Annotated in this window: 16 protein-coding genes and 1 pseudogene; 11 read left to right on the top strand and 6 right to left on the bottom strand. The window is 72.9% G+C overall.

All coding sequences use genetic code 11. The features are described 5' to 3' along the window. Positions 1-247 precede the first annotated feature (247 nt). Both FHX81_RS09730 and FHX81_RS09725 read right to left on the bottom strand, forming a co-directional pair. Positions 248-1,111, bottom strand: a complete 864-nt coding sequence (locus FHX81_RS09730) for a spermidine synthase (RefSeq protein WP_211363446.1) — start codon at positions 1,109-1,111, stop codon at positions 248-250. 25 nt (positions 1,112-1,136) lie between these two features. Beyond that, complete coding sequence (locus FHX81_RS09725; RefSeq protein ID WP_141977100.1) at positions 1,137-1,562, bottom strand: hypothetical protein; 426 nt, start codon at positions 1,560-1,562, stop codon at positions 1,137-1,139. Between the two features lie 181 nt (positions 1,563-1,743). On the opposite strand from FHX81_RS09725, the gene FHX81_RS09720 reads away from it, so the two are divergent. Continuing rightward, positions 1,744-2,106 carry a DUF1304 domain-containing protein gene (locus tag FHX81_RS09720; RefSeq protein ID WP_053717467.1) on the top strand — a complete coding sequence of 121 codons (363 nt, stop codon included), beginning with the start codon at positions 1,744-1,746 and terminating at the stop codon, positions 2,104-2,106. Here the strand turns inward: FHX81_RS09720 and FHX81_RS09715 are convergent. Next, entirely contained in the window at positions 2,033-3,469 is a 1,437-nt protein-coding gene (locus FHX81_RS09715) for a YibE/F family protein (RefSeq protein ID WP_246107728.1), read from the bottom strand. The two genes, FHX81_RS09720 and FHX81_RS09715, sit on opposite strands and share 74 nt — an antisense overlap. 173 nt (positions 3,470-3,642) lie before the next feature. On the opposite strand from FHX81_RS09715, the gene FHX81_RS09710 reads away from it, so the two are divergent. Beyond that, positions 3,643-4,269 (top strand): nitroreductase family protein, encoded by a 627-nt coding sequence (locus FHX81_RS09710; protein ID WP_141983846.1) that lies wholly within the window; start codon positions 3,643-3,645, stop codon positions 4,267-4,269. Here FHX81_RS09710 and FHX81_RS09705 read toward each other — a convergent pair. Together FHX81_RS09705 and pnuC are read right to left on the bottom strand one after the other, a co-directional pair. Beyond that, complete coding sequence (locus FHX81_RS09705; RefSeq protein WP_141977096.1) at positions 4,240-5,361, bottom strand: AAA family ATPase; 1,122 nt, start codon at positions 5,359-5,361, stop codon at positions 4,240-4,242. The genes FHX81_RS09710 and FHX81_RS09705 overlap by 30 nt on opposite strands. Next, entirely contained in the window at positions 5,358-6,008 is a 651-nt protein-coding gene (gene pnuC / locus FHX81_RS09700; protein WP_211363445.1) for a nicotinamide riboside transporter PnuC, read from the bottom strand. Before pnuC ends, FHX81_RS09705 begins: the two co-directional genes overlap by 4 nt. Before the next feature lie 46 nt (positions 6,009-6,054). Between pnuC and FHX81_RS09695 the strand changes: the two genes are divergently transcribed. Then, a complete protein-coding gene (locus tag FHX81_RS09695) occupies positions 6,055-7,959 on the top strand; it encodes an intein-containing Rv2578c family radical SAM protein (RefSeq protein WP_211363444.1) in 1,905 nt (634 codons plus the stop codon). A gap of 60 nt (positions 7,960-8,019) precedes the next feature. Here FHX81_RS09695 and FHX81_RS09690 read toward each other — a convergent pair whose 3' ends face one another. Continuing rightward, the gene (locus tag FHX81_RS09690; RefSeq protein WP_141977090.1) at positions 8,020-9,396 is read right to left on the bottom strand and encodes an FAD-binding oxidoreductase; all 1,377 of its coding nucleotides are present in this window, start codon (positions 9,394-9,396) and stop codon (positions 8,020-8,022) included. A gap of 109 nt (positions 9,397-9,505) precedes the next feature. Here FHX81_RS09690 and FHX81_RS09685 point away from each other — a divergent pair, with 109 nt between their 5' ends. The 8 genes and pseudogenes from FHX81_RS09685 to FHX81_RS09650 all read left to right on the top strand — a co-directional run bounded on the left by FHX81_RS09685 (position 9,506) and on the right by FHX81_RS09650 (position 18,670). Beyond that, positions 9,506-9,907 (top strand): nuclear transport factor 2 family protein, encoded by a 402-nt coding sequence (locus FHX81_RS09685; protein ID WP_141977088.1) that lies wholly within the window; start codon positions 9,506-9,508, stop codon positions 9,905-9,907. A 71-nt stretch (positions 9,908-9,978) separates the two neighbouring features. Beyond that, a complete protein-coding gene (locus tag FHX81_RS09680) occupies positions 9,979-10,578 on the top strand; it encodes a TetR/AcrR family transcriptional regulator (protein WP_141977086.1) in 600 nt (199 codons plus the stop codon). After that, a complete protein-coding gene (locus FHX81_RS09675; protein ID WP_141977084.1) occupies positions 10,575-11,324 on the top strand; it encodes a TIGR03084 family metal-binding protein in 750 nt (249 codons plus the stop codon). Before FHX81_RS09680 ends, FHX81_RS09675 begins: the two co-directional genes overlap by 4 nt. 56 nt (positions 11,325-11,380) lie before the next feature. Next, positions 11,381-12,894 (top strand): annotated as a pseudogene (locus FHX81_RS09670) (acyclic terpene utilization AtuA family protein). Then, a complete protein-coding gene (locus FHX81_RS09665) occupies positions 12,891-14,045 on the top strand; it encodes an acyl-CoA dehydrogenase family protein (protein ID WP_141977082.1) in 1,155 nt (384 codons plus the stop codon). Before FHX81_RS09670 ends, FHX81_RS09665 begins: the two are co-directional and overlap by 4 nt. Then, on the top strand, positions 14,042-15,637 hold the full coding sequence (locus FHX81_RS09660; protein ID WP_141977080.1) for an acyl-CoA carboxylase subunit beta: 1,596 nt from the start codon (positions 14,042-14,044) through the stop codon (positions 15,635-15,637). The genes FHX81_RS09665 and FHX81_RS09660 overlap by 4 nt, the downstream gene beginning before the upstream one ends. Positions 15,638-15,644: 7 nt before the next feature. Then, positions 15,645-17,510, top strand: coding sequence for an acetyl/propionyl/methylcrotonyl-CoA carboxylase subunit alpha (locus FHX81_RS09655; protein WP_141977079.1), 1,866 nt, complete (start codon positions 15,645-15,647; stop codon positions 17,508-17,510). Positions 17,511-17,512: 2 nt separating this feature from the next. After that, a complete protein-coding gene (locus FHX81_RS09650; protein ID WP_141983845.1) occupies positions 17,513-18,670 on the top strand; it encodes an acyl-CoA dehydrogenase family protein in 1,158 nt (385 codons plus the stop codon).

The following is an 18,670-nucleotide window of genomic DNA, read 5'->3' as shown; positions in this document are numbered from 1 at the left end:
TCGTGTCATCCCGCCGACCCGGCTTCGCCCTACCGCGCGTGTCAAGGGTGGCGTGGTCCGCTGTGGGCGGTCACATCCACTGTGGGCGCCCCCCTTGACGCGCGTGGTAGCCCGGAGGGAGGTCGGTGGGATGACACGGAACCCGACCCACGACGCAACAGGGGATCACCACGAACGCAGGGGTCGTCCTGCTGATCCGCCCGTCCGGCGAGGACTCTTCTGATCTTCCCAGGCGATTCCTCGCACCTCACTGATCGGGCAACCCCCACGTCCCCTTGGGGGGCGACGGCGACTGGGTGGCCGTCGCATCCGTCATCGCCGGCACCCCGCCGATGAACCGGATCAGCGAATCGTCGTGCTCCACCCGCCCCGGGAACGGATCACCCGCCGTCAACCGGGTCAACGCCGCCACCGGCAACTCCACGTGCGACCCGACCAGCACGAAGTTCCCGAACCTGCGCCCCCGGAACACCGCCGGCTCCGCCAGCACGCACACGTGCGGGAACACCGCCCGCACCGTCGCCGCCTGGGCCTTGGCGAACGCCAACTTCCCGCCATCACCGATGTTCGCCGCATAAACACCCCCGCCGCGCAACACCCGTGACGCCAACCCCACGAACTCCACCGACGTCAGGTGCGCAGGCGTCCGCGCCCCGGCGAACACATCCGTGACCACCAGGTCGAAAGCACCCTCCGGCGCCTTCTCGAGCACCGCCCGCGCGTCCCCGTTGCGGATCCGCAGCCGCCAGTTCCGGTCCCACGGCAGCACCCCGCGCACCAGATCGATCAACGCCGCGTCGATCTCGACCACCTGCTGGCTGGACCGCGGCCGCGTCGCCGCGACGTACCTCGGCAACGTGAGCGCGCCACCGCCCAGGTGCAGCGCCCGGATCGGCTCGCTGCCCGGCGCGACGAGGTCCGCCACGTGACCCAACCGACGCAGGTACTCGAACTCCAGGTGCGTCGGGTCGTCCAGGTCCACGTGCGACTGCGGGGTGCCGTTCAGGCGCAGCATCCACGCCCTCGGCACGTCGGGATCGGGGATCAACTCCGCGATGCCCGAATCAACCTCCCTGCTGATGGTCTCATCGGCTCTCCGGATCCGTCCCACCCACCGATTATCCCCGACGGACCGCTCACCGGTCGCCGACGGCCGACCCGGGAAGCGCCTGCGTCCGGCGCTTGCGCTCCGGCAGCCGGTCGACCAACCGGCCCAGCCGCTCCGCCGTGCCCTGCAACGGCCCGAGCGCGGCGGCCAGCACCCGGATCGACTCGTCGAGCTGCCCGGTGTTCCCGGCCAGCGCGGCGATCCTCGGCTCCAGCTCCGCCAACTGCCGCTGCACGGCCTCGAGCTGGTGCAACGCCTCGGGCATCTCGTTGGCCAGGAACGTGGCGAGCTGCTCCAACCGCTCCAGCGTGCTGCGCAGCTCCGCGACCTGCGGCAACGCCTGCACCAGCGGCGTGAGCTGGACCAGCGCGTCGGCGATGCGCGGCAGCGCGAGCACGCCCGACACCAGCCCGGTGACGACACGGTTGGCAAGACCCAGCACGGTCCGCAGCATGCCCGTACCGTACCGCCGGCCCCACCGGGTGGGCCGGGTGAAACGTCGCCCGGCCCACCCCGTCAGGCGACGCAGGTCGACACCGGGGACGACGCGCCGGTCAGGTCGCCGTCCGAGCGGACGGCCGCGGGGGCGGTGCTCGGGTGGTCCGGCTCGCCGCACGTCGTTACGCTGCACAGCCGTGCAGCTCGCCGCAGACGTCCTCACCGCGCTCGTCGCGGCCATCCACCTCTACATCGTCGTGCTGGAGATGTTCCTCTGGAACACCCCGCGCGGCCGTGCGACGTTCGGCACCACGCCCGAGTTCGCCGCCGAGTCGAAGGTGCTCGCCGCGAACCAGGGCCTCTACAACGGCTTCCTCGCCGCCGGCCTGATCTTCGCGCTGATCGCCCGCGGCACCACGGGGTTCGCGTTCGCCGTGTTCTTCCTGATCTGCGTGATCGTCGCGGGCCTGTACGGCGCGGCGACGGTCAGCCGTCGGATCCTGGTGGTGCAGTCCGTCCCCGCCGCGATCGCCTTGCTGCTGGTTCTCCTCGCCCGGTAGCCGGCGCGACAGGTCGCCGCCACGGCCCCTTGGCCGGGTCGTACCCGGTGCGCAGGTCACCCCGCACGTGCCGCCGCCACAACGGCTCGGCCTCCGCCGATCCACCCGGCGCGCCCGCCTCCACCGGCTCGTCCGGCCCGGCCACGTCCGGCACGGTCTCCCGCGCCGCCACGAACGCCGCCAACGCCGTCGTGATCGGTACCGCCGCCACCAGCCCGATGCTGCCCACCAACGTCCGCACGACCTCCTGCGCCACGTCCTGCGCGGTCAGGATCTCGCCCAGCGTCCGGCCCGACAGCGCGAACGCCAGCAGCAGCGGCAGCGCCGCGCCCGCGTACGCCATGACCAGCGTGTTCACCACGGACGACAGGTGGTCGCGCCCGATCCGCGACCCCGCCGCGTACAGCTCCCGGAACCCCAGCGCCGGGTTGGCCCGCCGCAACTCCCACACCGCGCTGGTCTGCGTCACGGTCACGTCGTCCAGCACGCCCAGCGCGCCGATGATCGTCCCCGCCAGCAGCAGCCCCCGCGTGTCGATGCCGTGCCCGAGCAGCGACACCAGGTTGGCCGTGTCCTGGTCCAACCCGGTCAGCTTGCCGAACGCCGAGAACAACGCACCCAGCACCCCGATCAGCGCCAGGCTCACCAACGTCCCCAGCACGGCCGTGGACGTCCGCGCCGACACCCCGTGCGTCAGGTACAGCACCACGAACATGATCAGCCCCGCGCCGACCACGGCCACGGTCAGCGGGCTCTCCCCGGCCAGGATCGCGGGCAGCACGAACAGCACCAGCACCACGAAGCTGAGCACCAGCGCGCCCAGCGCCGCCAACCCCTGCCACCGGCCCAGCAGCAGCACCGCCGCCGCGAACAGCACCGCCAGCAGCAGCAACGGCACACCCCGCTGGAAGTCGGCGAGCTGGTAGGACGTGCTGTCGTTCGGGTCGCCCCCGCCGTACGACAGCACCACCGCGTCGCCGACGGTGAACTCCGGCGTCCCCGGCTGGTCGGGCACCGGCACCCGGATCTCGCGGCCCGCCGCCGCGCCGTCGCTCATCTTCACGGTCACCAGCACGCACCCCGTGGCGCCGGGCTCCTCCGCGTCCGGACCGCACCCGCCCAGCACCACCTGCGTCACGTCACCGCGCACCGGCACCTGCGCCAGACCGGCCTCCGCGCCCGTGCGCTGCTCGTGCCCGAACGGGTACAGCAGCAACGCGCCGACCACCGTCGCCAGCACGAACGGCAGCAGCAGGACCAGCAGGAGCTTGCGCACCGGTCGGGAGGAGGGTTCGGCGGGGCCGTGCCCGTGACCGTGCCCATGACCGGGTCGATGGGCGGCGATGAGGTCCTTTGCGCGCACGCGCACATACTGCCCGTCGACCCCGCTCGTTCGCATGTCGGACAGTTCGGTGCGAATTTCGCGGTGAACCCTTCAACCGCGCCCTCACCGGTGCGACGCTTCGCCGCGTGACCACGAACTGGACACCCATCCACGGCCGGTCCTTCGAGCCGGTCCCGTACCGACCGGCCAGGATGCCGGTCGACGATTCCCTGCGCGCGGCCGCCGACCTGCGCGCCCGCATGCGGGAACGCCGCACGGTGCGCATGTTCTCCGGCGACCCCGTGCCCGAGCAGGTGGTGGTCGACGCGATCGAGGTCGCGTCCACCGCGCCCAGCGGCGCCCACCAGCAGCCCTGGACGTTCGTGCTCGTCAAGGACCCGGAGGTGCGCCGGCGCATCCGCGAGGCGGCCGAGCACGAGGAACGCGTCTCGTACGCGGGCCGGCTCGGCGACGAGTGGCTGGACGCGCTGCGCCCGCTCGGCACCGACGACGTCAAGCCGCACCTCACCGACGCGCCCGCCCTGGTCGTCGTGTTCCAGCAGCGGTACTACCTCGACCCCGACGGCACCCGCAGCAAGCACTACTACGTGGACGAGTCGGTGGGCATCGCGGTCGGCATGCTGCTGACCACGCTGCACCTGTCCGGGCTCGCCGCGCTGACCCACACGCCGTCGCCGATGAAGTTCCTCGGCGAGGTGCTGGGCCGCCCGGCCAACGAGAAGGCGTTCGCGGTCATCCCGATCGGCTACCCGGCCGACGACTGCGTGGTGCCCAACCTGGTCCGCAAGTCACTGGACCAGGTCCTCGTCACCATCTGACGGCGCCGCCGGGGCCAACGGGTCGGTGAACCGGAAGTGCGCCGCCACCGCCTCCTCGCACGCCGCCAAGGCCTGCCGCAACCGCTCCTCCGGCGACCCCGTGACGAGCCGCCACGGCACACCCCGGCGCGCCAACCCGGCCCGGAACAACCCCGTCATCCACTCCCGCAGGTGCTCACCGTCCCGCCACCCGTCCTGCTCGAACGGCACGCCGACGTGATCGGTCAGCAGGTACAGGGCGGGGCGGTGGGCGTCCGGCGCGATGTCCGGGTGCGGCGCGCCGAGGTACCGGTGGCCCCACGCGGTCGCCGCCCACGGGTCGTTGTCGCACACCAGCACCGGCCCGTCCACCGCCGCGTCCGCCAGCTCCCGCTGCCTGCGCGCCACGTCCTGGAAGTCGCCGACCGTCCACACCAGATCCCCGACCGCCGCCCCCGGGTCGAACGCCCGCGCGGCGGCCAGTTTCAGCTCGGTGTGCTCACGCCCGTACTCGGCCACCCACGGCGCGCCCAACGCCCCCGCCAGGTCCCGCGACAACGTCGTGGTGCCGGTGCTCTCCGCGCCGACCACCACCACCCGCGCGCACAACCCGACCTGCGTGGCCCGCGCCAACCGGTCCCACCGGCCACGCGGATCGGCCCGCACCGCCGTCCCGGACACGGGGAACGCGCTGCGCTCCGCGTCCACCAGCACGTGCCGCGCGCCGAGCCGCTTGGCCATCTCGTCGCCGTAGTGCTCGCTGCTGAACACCGCGTCGACCACCGCCGACGCCGGGTCCCCGTCCAGGATGGCCCGGCGCGCGAGGACCGCCCGCGCCACGCCCATGTGCAGCTCCCAGACGCGGTCGCTGTGGAAGTCCATCTCGTGGTCGTCCACGTCGCCGAGCACGACGAGGCCGGGCGTGCCCGCGTGCTCGGCGCGCAGCCACGCCACCCGGTCGGCGACCGGGATCGACTCCGCGCTCGACGCCAGCACCGTCACGGTGGTGCGCCTGCTGCGCGCCGCGGCCGTGCGGATGAGGTGGTGGTGCCCGACGTGCGGCGGGTAGAACTTGCCGAGCACCAACGCGTGGTCGAACCCGGGGCCGGTCACGCGGCCACCACCCGCTCGCGCTCGTCCTCGCGCAACGACTTCGTCCAGTTGCGCAGGCCGAGCACGCACAGCGCCATGAACCCGACGTAGAGGATCGCGGTCAGCCACAGGTCCTTGTAGGCGTACAGCGGAACGTAGATCACGTCCGCGGCGATCCACAGCCACCAGCACTCGACCTTCTTGCGGGTCTGGCCCCACGTGGCCAGCAGCGAGAGCACGGTGGTCACGGCATCCGCCCACGGCACGGTCGAGTTGCTGAACGTGGTCAGCACCCACACCAGCAGCAGGGTGCCCGCCACGCCGGACGCGAGCAGCCACACCCACTGCGCGCGCGTGGTGCGGCTGACCGGCAACGGGGTGTGCTCGACACCGCCCCGCAACCACGCCCACCAGCCGTACAGCGCGAGCACGACGTAGACGACCTGGAGGCCGGAGTCCGCGTAGAGGCCGCTGGTCGCGAACAGGACGAGGAAGGCGAGGTTGTTGAGGATGCCGATCGGCCAGTTCCACGCGTTCTGCCGGGCCACCAGCCACACGCAGAGCGCGCCGGTGACGAAACCCGCCACCTCGCCCCAGCTCGTGGTGGCGCCCGCGAACGTGAAGGCGGTGGTCCGGAAGGGCCACAGGATGATGTCCAGCACAGGCACAGGGACTCCGATTGACCGTTGTTCGAACGCGTGTTCGAATGTGGACATGCGATGGGACGGGCAGAAGGACGGGGCGGACCGGCAGCAGGCCCTGCCGGGTTTGCCGGGGCTGGTGCGCAGCGTACGAACTCCGGACTTCGCCGACGTCGTGTTCCACGAGGTGAACGCCAAGTCCGTGCTCAACAAGGTTCCCGGCGGCGGCCTGCCGTTCGGCTGGACGGTCAACCCGTACCGCGGGTGCACGCACGGCTGCACGTACTGCCTGACCGGTGACACGCCCGTGCTGCTGGCCGACGGCCGCACCAAGCCCATCGCCGACCTGGCCGTGGGGGAGGAGGTGTTCGGCACGCGCGAGGGCCGGTTCGTGGTCACCCGCGTGCGGGCGCACTGGAAGACGTCCAAGCCCGCCTACCGGCTCACGTTGGGCGACGGCACGCAGGTCGTGGCGGGCGGCGACCACCGGTTCCTCACCGACGAGGGCTGGCAGCACCTGACGCCCGGCCGGTGCGACGACTTCGAGGAGCGCCCGCACCTGGTCAAGGGCGCGCGGTTGGTCGGGACGGGCCGGTTCGCCGCGCCGCCCGCGCAGGGCGAGGAGTACCGCTCGGGCTACCTGTGGGGCGCGGTGCGCGGCGGGCTGCCCAGCCACCCGGACGTGCTGGCGCGCGTGCGCGGGTTCGCCGGCGGCCGGGTCCCGCGCGAGAACGAGCTGGTGCGGTGGCCCTCCGAGCCGGGGGAGGAGTGGTCGAAGGGCTTCCTGGCCGGTCTGTTCGACGCGCGCGGCAGCGCTACCGGCGGTGAGCTGGTGCTGTCCAGTTCGGACAGCGCGGTGTTCGACGCGGCGGTGCTGGCGTTGACGCGGCTGGGGGTGTCCCACGTGGTCGAGGTGCGCGGGGTGCGGATCGTCGGCGGGCTGGCCGAGCGGCTGCGGTTCCTGCACCTGGTGTGCCCGGTGATCCCGCGCGGCGCCGCGATCGAAGGCATGGCGGTGCCGGTGACGCCGGGGCTCGCGGTCGTGTCGGTGGAATCGCTGGGCGTGACGCGGACGTTGTACGACATCACCACCGGCACCGGCGACTTCGTGGCCAACGGCCTGGTCAGCCACAACTGCTTCGCCCGCAACACGCACACCTACCTCGACCTGGACGCGGGGCGCGACTTCGACACCCAGGTCGTGGTGAAGGTCAACGCCGTCGAGGTGCTGCGGGCGCAACTGCGGTCCAAGCGGTGGCGGCGCGAGCACGTGGCCATGGGCACGAACACCGACCCGTACCAGCGGGCCGAGGGGCGCTACCGGCTGATGCCGGGCATCATCCGGGCGCTGGCCGACTCGGGCACGCCGTTCTCGATCCTCACCAAGGGCACCGTGCTGTCGCGGGACGTCCCGCTGCTGGCCGAGGCGGCGGCGTCGGTGCCGGTGGGCATCGGCGTGTCGCTGGCGCTGCTGGACCGCGAGCTCCAGTCGGGCCTGGAACCGGGCACGCCGAGCCCGCAGGCGCGGCTGGAGCTGGTGCGCCGGGTGCGTGCGGCGGGGTTGCCGTGCGGGGTGTTCGTCGCGCCCGTGCTGCCGAAGCTGACCGACTCCGAGGAGCGGTTGGACGCGTTGCTGGCTTCGATCGCCGAGGCGGGCGCGACCGGCGTGACCGTGCTGCCGCTGCACCTGCGGCCGGGTGCGCGCGAGTGGTTCGCCCGGTGGCTGGTGCGCGAACGCCCGGACCTGGTGGACGACTACCGCGCGCTGTACTCCCGAGGGTCCTATGTGGATGCCCGCTACCGGCGTTGGCTGACCGCGCGCCTCCGGCCGCTGCTGGAGCGGCACGGCCTGGACGCGCGCGGCAAGCGGGACGCGGTCGGCGTGCCCGGCGACGACGAGGGCGTGTGGCCGGAAGGCAGCCTGCCGTCCTCGACCCCGCCCGCTCCCGTCGTCCAGGACCAGCTCACCCTCCTCTGACCCGAGAGTCGAACGCCCAGGTCCCGAGAGTCGAACGCTCAGGACCCCTGAATTCAACGCTCAGCGCACCGACCGCGGGAACCGCAGCACGCGATCCGGGTCGTACCGCCGTGCCGCGGCACGCAGCCGGGGCAGGTTGTGCCGGTACGCCGTCCACGCCCAGTCCTCCTGCTCCGGGTCCAGGTAGTTGATGTAGGTGCCGGTGCCGATCAAACCCGCCAACGCCGCCTGCGCGTCGTCCACCTCGCGCGTGACCTGCTCGACCGGCAGGTCGCCGACGGTGCCGAACACCTCGACGGAGGTCGGCGCGCCGCGGTGGGGGTAGGCCGTGTCCGCCGGCCCCACCCGGTCGATCGCGCCACCGAGCGCGCCCACGATGAGCAGCGCCCCGGCCGCGCCCCGCACCGTGCCCGCCACCGCCGCCGGGTCGTCCCACAGGCCGTCGGCGATGCGCGAGGACGCCCGGAACGCGTTGCGCGGCGGGTGGCCCTGGGTCATGATCGAGATCGCGGTCGGGTAGTCGACCTCGGCGTGCTCGAGCGGCCCGTCGACGTCCAGCCGGGCCAGCTCGGCGCGCAGCAGGGCCGCCGGCCCGATCGAGCAACCGGTGAGGTCCACCGAGCCGTCCGGCAGCACCACGCACGTGCTGGACAGGTGCTCGGGCGCCGCCGCGCTCCACGGCTGCCACGCACCGAGCACGTCCGCCGCCGACCCGGCCGGGAACCGCACCCGGAACACGGTGAACACCTCCGGCACCGGCGCGGTGGCGAACTCGAACGACGTGACCACCCCGAAGTTCCCGCCACCGCCGCCGCGCAACGCCCAGAACAGCTCCGCCTCGCGGTCCTCCGCCGCCGTGATCACCCGGCTGTCCACCGTGACCACCCGCGCCGCCCGCAACCAGTCGCACGTGAGCCCGAACGCGCGGTCCACCCACCCGAGACCGCCGCCCAGGGTGAGCCCCGCGATCCCGACCGACGGGCAGTTGCCCAGCGGCAGGCACCGGCCCGCCGCCGCCAACGCCGCGTACACGTCACCGAGCCGTGCGCCCGCGCCGACGACCGCCGTGCCGTCGGGCCTGACCTCCACCCCCGACATGGGCGCGAGGTCCACCACCAGCCCCTGGTGCGGGGTGGAGTACGCGGCGTAGCTGTGCCCACCGCCGCGTGCGGCGACCCGGATCCCGCTGCGCCGCGCCTCCTCCAGGCACCGCTGCACGTCCTCCGGCCGCACGCACCGGGCGATGGCCGCCGGTCGGTGGTGGTCGAACAGCGAGTTGAACGGCAGCCTGGCGGCGTCGTAGCCGACCTCACCGGGTAGCAGCAGCTCACCGGCCAGCTGCGCCCGCAACCGCCCCCACCTCGCCGGCCGCGCCCCCGTGCCCGCGACCACCGCCGCACCCGCCGCCAGCAACGCCGTCCGCCGCGAAACCGCCACACCGACCTCCTCGTCAGCCCTCCATCCAACAAGGCGCTGAATCGGAACAGAACCGCTGTTCGGACGCGCTCGCCCGCCCTGCCGTACGGCGTACGGTACGATGTACGGCATGCAGGCTGCACCGAGTAGTGGAGCGGGGTTCGTGCCGACCGACGACGACGTGGCGGGCGTGCTCGCGTGGTTCGAGCAGTGGGACGCCTTGGCCGTGGCCAAGGACGTCGAGGCGATGGCGGACATGGCGTTGTTCCCGGTCAACGCGGTGACCGACGGGTCGGCGCAGTCGTGGGACCGGGCGCGGTTCCTGCGCGACATGAAGGCGACGTTGGGCGACGGTGACGTGCGGATGGAGTCCGTCCGCACGCCGGTGTTCGTCAACGCGGACCTGGTGTTCGTGATCACCGACGCGACCATCACCGCCGGGGATTTCTCGCAGGTCGTGCGGTACGGCGACCTGCTGGTCAAGGTCGACGGGAAGTGGCTGTTCCAGACGATGGTCCAGGGCGGCTGGTAACCCGCCGTGCCGGCCGCGCCAACTAACAAACAGTCTTGACTGTTTGTTAGTTGGCGCGGACACTCGGCCGCATGTCCACGTCAACCGGGCAGCGCGAGGGCCGCAGCCAGGCCGATCGCAGCCGCGAGACCCGGCGCAAGCTCATGCAGGCCACCGTCGAGTGCCTGGTCGAGCGGGGCTGGGCGGGCACGACGACGACCGTGGTGGCCGAGCGCGCCGGCGTGTCGCGCGGCGCTCAACTGCACCACTTCCGCACCCGCGGCGAGCTCGTCGCCGCCGCCGTCGAGCACCTGGGCGCGGAGAGCGTGCTCGACCTCAAGGAACGCGCGCGCCAGGTCAACGGCAGCACCCTCGCGGTGGTCGAGCTGATCGCCGACTTCTACGCCAGCGACCTGTTCACCGCCGCGCTCGAACTGTGGGTCGCCGCGCGCACCGACCCCGAGCTGAAGACCGTGGTGGTGCCCCTGGAGGTCCGCCTCGGCCGAGAGACCCACCGGCTGGCCGTCGAGCTGCTCAACGCCGACGAGGCCAAGCCGGGCGTCCGCGAGACCGTGCAGCTCACCCTGGACCTGGTGCGCGGCCTCGCGCTGGCCAACCAGCTCACCGACGACGGCAAGCGGCGGAGTCGGATCATCCGGCACTGGGCGCGGATGCTGGAGGACTCGCTGTGATCGACGACATCCTGATCGACCTGCACATGGAGAGCGACGTGCTGGACGCCCTCGTCGCCCCGCTGGACGACTGGTCCGTCCCGACGCCCGCACCGGGCTGGACGATCGCCAACCAGATCAGCCACCTGACCTGGACCGACCGCATCTCCGCGCTCGCCGCGCGCGACCCGGGCGCGTTCGCCGAAGCGCTGAAGCGCGCCACGCCGGACATGGTGGACGAGGGCGCGCGCGAGCCCGTCACCCTGGAGCAGTGGCGGGAGGGCCGCGACGAGCTGGCCGAGGCGCTGCGCGCCGTGCCGCCGGGGGTGAAGGTGCCGTGGTTCGGCCCACCGATGAGCCCCGTGTCGATGGCCACCGCCCGCCTGATGGAGACCTGGGCGCACGGCCAGGACGTGGCCGACGCGCTCGGCACCACCCGTGAGCCGACCAACCGGCTCAAGCACGTCGCGCACATCGCGGTCCGCGCGTTCGGCTGGTCGTTCCTGGTCAACGGCCGGCCGGCGCCGCAGGTCCCGCTCCGGGTGGAGCTGCTCGGTCCGGAGGGCGACCTGTGGACGTGGGGCCCGGCGGACGCCGAGGACCGGATCACCGGTCCGGCCCTCGACTTCTGCCTGCTGGCCACCCAGCGGCGGCACCGCGACGACCTCGCCGTCACGGCCGTCGGCGACCACGCGCGGGCGTGGCTGCCGATCGCGCAGGCGTTCGCCGGGCCGCCCGGCCCCGGTCGGGAGAAGGAGCGGTCGTGATCCGGATCGGCAACGCGTCCGGCTTCTACGGCGACCGGTTCTCCGCCGTCCGCGAGATGCTGACCGGCGGCGAGCTCGACGTGCTCACCGGCGACTACCTGGCCGAGCTGACCATGCTCATCCTCGGCCGCGACCGGGCGAAGGACGCCTCCCTCGGCTACGCCCGCACGTTCCTGCGCCAGCTCGAGGAGAACCTGGCCGACGCCCTGGCCCGGGGCGTGAAGATCGTCTCCAACGCGGGCGGGCTGAACCCGGAGGGGTTGGCGGAGGCGATCGACCGGCTGGGGCTCGGTGCGAAGGTCGCTTACGTGACCGGCGACGACGTGCGCGACCGGTTCCCCGACGCCCTCACCGCCAACGCCTACCTGGGCGCGTGGGGCATCGCCGAGTGCCTGGACGCGGGTGCGGACGTCGTGGTCACCGGGCGGGTCACCGACGCGTCGCTCGTCGTCGGGCCGGCCGCGGCGCACTACGGCTGGGGCCGGGACGACTTCGACGCGCTGGCCGGCGCCACGGTCGCGGGCCACGTGCTGGAGTGCGGCGCGCAGGCCACCGGCGGCAACTACTCGTTCTTCACCGAGATCGACGCGGCCAGGCCGGGCTTCCCGATCGCGGAGGTCGAGGCGGACGGCTCGGCGGTGATCACCAAGCACGACGGCACCGGCGGCGCGGTCACCGTCGACACCGTCACCGCGCAACTGCTCTACGAGATCGGCGCGCCCGCCTACCCCGGCCCCGACGTGGTGAGCCACTTCGACACGATCCGCCTCGACCCGCACGAACGGGGCGTGCGGATCTCGGGCACGAAGGGCTCCCCGCCGCCCGACACGCTCAAGGTGTGCCTGAACGCGCTGGGCGGCTTCCGCAACTCCACCACGTTCGTGCTGACCGGCCTGGACGTCGAGGCCAAGGCGGACCTGGTCCGGCACCAACTGGAGACCGCGATCGGCGCCGAAGACCTGACCTGGACGGTGGCCCGGACCGACCACCCCGACGCGGACACCGAGGAAACGGCGAGCGCGCTGCTGCACGTCACGGTCAAGACGACCGACCCCGAGCGGGCCAAGGCGTTCTCGCGGGCGGGCATCGAGCTGGCGCTGGCTTCCTACCCGGGGTTCCACGTCACCGCGCCGCCCGGCGACGGCACGCCGTTCGGCGTCTACCGGGCCGCGCACGTGCCGAGGTCGTCGGTGCCGCACCGGGCCGTGCTGCCCGACGGGAAGGTGGTCGAGGTATGAGCGCCCCGTTGCGTCGAATCCCGTTGGGAACCATCGCCGGAGCGCGCTCCGGCGACAAGGGCGGTGACGCCAACCTCGGCGTGTGGGTGCGCACGGACGCGCAGTACGAGTGGCTGCGCGCCGAGCTGACCGTGGCACGGCTGAAGGAGCTGCTGCCCGAGGCGGGCGAGGTCGACCGGTACGAGCTGCCGAACCTGCGGGCGTTGAACTTCGTGCTGCACGGGCTGCTCGGCGACGGCGTCGCCTCGTCCACCCGGTTCGACCCGCAGGCCAAGGCGCTGGGCGAGTGGTTGCGCTCCCGGCACGTGGAGATCCCGGAGGCGCTGCTGTGACCGCCACGTCGGAGTTGTTCGAGACGCCGGAGCGCCGCGACCTGCGGGCGGTCGTGCGCAGGTTCACCGAGCAGGAGGTCGTGCCGCACCTGGCGGACTGGGAGCGCGCGGGCGAGCTGCCCCGCTCGCTGCACCGCACCGCGGCCGACATCGGGTTGCTGGGCCTCGGGTTCCCCGAGCCCGTCGGCGGCGCGGGCGACCTGCTCGACACCGTGGTGGCCACCGAGGAGCTGATCGGGGCCGGCGGGTCGTCCGGGCTGGTCGCCGGGCTGCTCACGCACGGCATCGCGCTGCCGCACATCGTGGACGCCGGTGACCCCGACCTGATCGACCGGTTCGTGCGGCCGACGGTGGCCGGTGAGCTGATCGGGGCGCTCGCGATCACCGAACCGGGTGGCGGTTCGGACGTGGCGGCCCTGCGCACCACGGCCCGTCGCGACGGTGACACCTACGTGGTGAACGGGACGAAGACGTTCATCACCTCGGGTGCCCGGGCGGACTTCGTGACCACGGCCGTGCGCACCGGCGGCCCGGGCTACCAGGGCATCAGCCTGCTGGTGGTCGAGAAGGGCACGCCCGGGTTCGCGGTGGACCGCAGGTTGGAGAAGATGGGCTGGCACTGCTCCGACACCGCCGAGCTGTCCTTCGTGGACGCCCGCGTGCCCGCGGCGAACCTCGTCGGGCCGGAGAACGGCGGGTTCGCGCTGATCATGCGCCAGTTCCAGGTGGAGCGGATCTCGCTGGCCGTGCAGGCCTACGCGACCGCGCAACGGTGCCTCGACCTGGCGCTGTCCCACGTGCGGCAGCGCGAGACGTTCGGCAAGCCGCTCATCGCGCGCCAGGTGGTCCGCCACCGGCTGGTGGACATGGCGCAGCGCATCGACCTCGCCCGCACCTACACCCGCGAGGTGGCGGTGCGGGTGGCGGCCGGCGAGGAGGTGGTGGCGCAGGTGTGCTTCGCGAAGAACGCGGCCGTGGAGGCGTGCTCGTTCGTCGTGGACGCGGCGGTCCAACTGCACGGCGGCGCCGGCTACCTGCGCGACACCGAGGTCGAGCGGCACTACCGGGACGCGCGCATCCTCGGCATCGGTGGCGGCGCGACCGAGGTGATGACGGAGCTGGCGGCACGGCGATTGGGGTACACGGCATGAGCGTGTTGCGCACGGCGGTGGACCGCCGGTCGCCCGACTACGCGGCCAACCGCGAGGCGTTGCTGGCGCGGATCACCGAACTGGACGCCGAGCAGGCGAAGGCGCTCGCGGGTGGCGGGCCGAAGTACACCGAGCGGCACCATAAGCGCGGCAAGCTGCTGGCGCGCGAGCGGATCGAGCTGCTGGTGGACCCCGACAGCCCGTTCCTGGAGCTGTCGCCGCTGGCCGCGTGGGGCACCGACTACCCGGTGGGCGCCAGCGTGGTGACCGGCATCGGGGTGGTCGAAGGCGTCGAGTGCGTGATCGTGGCCAACGACCCGACTGTGCGCGGCGGGGCGAGCAACCCGTGGACGTTGCGCAAGACGTTCCGGGCCAACGACATCGCGTTGCAGAACCGGCTGCCGCTGATCGGGCTGGTCGAGTCGGGCGGTGCGGACCTGCCGAGCCAGAGCGAGATCTTCATCCCGGGCGGGCGGGCGTTCCGCGACCTGACCCGGCTCTCGGCGGCCGGCATCCCGACCATCAGCACGGTGTTCGGCAACGCGACCGCGGGCGGCGCCTACGTGCCCGGGATGTCGGACTACGTGGTGATGATCAAGGAGCGCTCGAAGGTGTTCCTCGGCGGCCCGCCGCTGGTCAGGATGGCCACGGGGGAGGAGTCCGACGACGAGTCGCTGGGCGGCGCGCGGATGCACGGCACCACGTCCGGGTTGGCCGACTTCGTGGCCGAGGACGAGGTGGACGCGATCCGGCTCACCCGCCGCGTGGTGGCCCGGCTGAACCGGCGCAAGCTCGGCCCCGCGCCGAAGGCCGTCGAGCCGCCGCTGCACGACGAGGAGGACCTGCTCGGGCTGGTGCCGACGGACCTGCGCGTGCCGTTCGACCCGCGCGAGGTGATCGCCCGGATCGTGGACGGGTCGCGGTTCGACGAGTTCAAGCCCGACTACGGCACCAGCCTGGTCACCGGGTGGGCCGACCTGCACGGGTACCCGGTCGGGGTGCTGGCCAACGCGCGCGGCGTGCTGTTCAGCGAGGAGGCGCAGAAGGCCGCGCAGTTCATCCAGCTCGCCAACGCGAGCGACACGCCGTTGCTGTTCCTGCAGAACACGACCGGGTACATGGTCGGCGCGCAGTACGAGCAGGGCGGGATCATCAAGCACGGCGCGATGATGATCAACGCGGTGTCGAACAGCCGCGTGCCGCACCTGACCGTCGTGATGGGCGCGTCCTACGGCGCGGGCAACTACGGCATGTGCGGCCGGGCCTACGACCCGAGGTTCCTGTTCACCTGGCCCAACGCCAAGTCGGCCGTGATGGGGCCCAAGCAGTTGGCCGGCGTGCTGTCGATCGTGGCGCGCCAGGCCGCCGCCGCGAAGGGCCAGGACTACAACGACGAGCACGACGAGGCCATGCGCCGGATGGTGGAGGACCAGATCGAGCAGCAGTCGGTGGCCGCCTTCCTCTCCGGCCGCCTCTACGACGACGGCGTGATCGACCCGCGCGACACCCGCACCGTGCTGGGCCTGTGCCTGTCGGCGATCCACAGCGGACCGATCAAGGGCGCCGAGGCCTACGGCGTCTTCCGGATGTGAGGGCGCGATGATCCGCAGGCTGTTGATCGCCAACCGGGGTGAGATCGCGCGTCGCGTGATCCGCACGTGCCGCGAGGTCGGCATCTCGCCGGTCGCCGTGTTCTCCGACCCCGACGAGCGCTCGCCGCACGTCCGCGAAGCCGACGCGGCCGTGCGGCTGCCCGGCGCCACGCCCGCCGAGACCTACCTGCGCGGTGACGCGCTGGTGGCCGCCGCCCTCGCCGCCGGCGCGGACGCGGTGCACCCCGGCTACGGGTTCCTGTCCGAGAACGCCTCGTTCGCGCGAGCGGTGCTCGACGCCGGGCTCACCTGGGTCGGGCCGGCCCCGGAGGTCGTCGAGGCGATGGGCTCGAAGGTCGCGGCGAAGGAGCGGATGGCCGCGGCCGGCGTGCCGGTGCTGCCCGAGCTCGACCCCGAGTCGGCCGACGAGTTCCCGCTGCTGGTCAAGGCCTCGGCCGGTGGTGGTGGGCGGGGCATGAGGGTTGTCCGGTCCGCCGATGAGCTGGCCGACCAGGTGGCCGCCGCCCGGCGCGAGGCCGAGTCCGCGTTCGGCGACGGCACGGTGTTCTGCGAACCGCTGCTGGAGCACGCCCGGCACGTCGAGGTGCAGGTGCTCGCCGACGCGCACGGCACGGTGTGGGCGCTGGGCGAGCGGGAGTGCTCCATCCAGCGCCGCCACCAGAAGATCGTCGAGGAGACGCCGAGCCCGGCCGTGACGCCGCCGGTCCGGGAACGGCTGGTCGACGCCGCCACGAAGGCCGCTCGGGCCATCGGTTACGTCGGCGCGGGCACGGTGGAGTTCCTGTTCACCGACGACGGCTCGTTCCACTTCCTGGAGGTCAACACGCGCCTCCAGGTGGAGCACCCGGTCACCGAGGAGGTGTTCGGCGTCGACCTGGTCGCCTGGCAGCTCGCCATCGCCGAGGGCGCCCACCTGCCCGCCGAGCCGCCGACCCCGCACGGCCACGCCGTCGAAGCCCGCCTGTACGCCGAGGACCCGGCGCACGACTGGCGGCCCGCGAGCGGCACCCTGCACCGGTTCGCCGTGCCGGCCGGTGTGCGGGTCGACAGCGGTGTCGAGGACGGCAGCGAGGTGGGCGTGCACTACGACCCCATGCTGGCCAAGGTGATCGCGTGGGCGCCGACCCGGCACGCCGCCGTCCGCAAGCTCGCCGCCGCGCTCGACCGCGCCGAGGTGCACGGCCTGGTCACCAACCGCGACCTGCTCGTGCGCACGCTGCGGCACCCGGAGTTCGGCGCGGGCCGCACCCACACCGGTTTCCTCGACCAGCACGGCCTCACCACTCCGGAGCCGGTCGACGTGCGGCCCCACGCGCTGGCCGCCGCCCTGGCCCTGGCCGAACGGCGGCGCACCGACCTGCCGCCGGGCTGGCGCAACGTCCCGTCCCAGCCGCAGCGCACCGCGTTCGAGCACGGCGGCGACGTGGTGGAGGTCGACTACCGGCACACCCGCGCGGGCGTCCAGACGAGCCTTCCCGTGGTGGTGGTCGCGGCGTCGCCGGGCGAGGTGACGTTCGAGCGCGACGGCGTCCGCACGACGTACCCGGTCGCGGTGTACGGGCACCGGGTGGAAGTGGGCGCGGTGTCGCTCGAAGTCCGTCCCCGTTTCCCCGAACCGGAGGCCAAGGTGGCCGAGGGCGCCACGGTCGCACCCATGCCCGGCACGGTGGTGCGGGTGGCCGTCGAGCCGGGGCAGCGGGTCGAGGCGGGCGCGGAGCTGCTGGTGCTGGAAGCGATGAAGATGGAGCATCGCGTGCTGGCCACCACCGGCGGCGCGGTCGCGGAAGTGCTGGTGCGGGCAGGTCAACAGGTCGACGCGGGCGACGTGCTCGCGGTTGTGGAGGCGTCGTGACCATCAACTTCACCGAGAGCGCGGAACGACGGGCGTTGCGCCAAGCGGTCGCCGACCTCGCCGGCGGGTACGGCCACGAGTACTTCACCGCCAAGGCCAGGGCGGGGGAGAAGACCGACGAGCTGTGGGCCGAGGCGGGCCGGCTCGGCTACCTCGGCGTGGCCGTGCCCGAGGAGTACGGCGGCGGTGGCGGCGGGATCGGCGACCTGGCCGCCGTGTGCGAGGAACTGGCCAGGGCGGGCTGCCCGCTGCTGCTGACCGTCGTCTCGCCGGCCATCTGCGCCACCGTGATCGCCCGGTTCGGCACGGCCGAGCAGAAGCGGCGGTGGTTGCCCGGGTTCGCCGACGGCACCACGAAGATGGCGTTCGCCATCACCGAGTCCGACGCGGGCTCCAACTCCCACAAGCTCGCCACCGCGCTGCACCGCGAGGGTGACGAGTGGGTGCTCAAGGGCGGCAAGACGTACATCTCGGGCGTGGACGAGGTGGAGGCGGTCATGGTGGTCGCGCGTCACGTGGACGCGAGAGGCCAGCGGCTGCTCCCCTCCCTGCTGATCGTGCCGACGGACGCGCCCGGCTTCACCCACCAGCACATCCCGATGGAGGTGCTGTCGCCGGAGAAGCAGTTCACCTGCTTCTTCGACGACGTGCGCCTGCCGCTGGACGCGCTGGTCGGCACCGAGGACGCGGGACTGGCCCAGTTGTTCGCCGGGCTCAACCCGGAGCGGATCATGGCGGCGTCGTTCGCCACCGGCATGGCCCGCCGCGCACTCGACCAGGCGAGCGAGTACGCCCGCACCAGGACCGTCTGGGACACGCCGATCGGCGCGCACCAGGGCATCGCGCACCCGCTGGCCCAGTGCGCGATCCAGGTCGAGCTGGCGAGGCTGATGACCCAGAAAGCCGCGGCTCTCTACGACGCTGGGGAGGACCGGGCTGCTGGTGAGGCGGCCAACATGGCCAAGTACGCGGCGGGGGAGGCGGTGGCGGGGGCGGTGGACCAGGCCATCCAGGTCCACGGCGGCAACGGGCTGTCGTCCGAGTACGGACTGGGCGCCATGCTGGCCGCGTCCCGGCTGTCCCGCATCGCCCCGGTCAGCCGGGAAATGATCCTGAACTTCGTGGCGCAGCACACGTTGAAGTTGCCGCGCTCCTATTGA

Origin of the sequence: Saccharothrix saharensis, assembly GCF_006716745.1 — a bacterium.
Taxonomy (GTDB): domain Bacteria; phylum Actinomycetota; class Actinomycetes; order Mycobacteriales; family Pseudonocardiaceae; genus Actinosynnema; species Actinosynnema saharense.
Note: the sequence above shows the minus strand (reverse complement) of the source record. Positions and strands in the feature narration are given on the sequence as shown.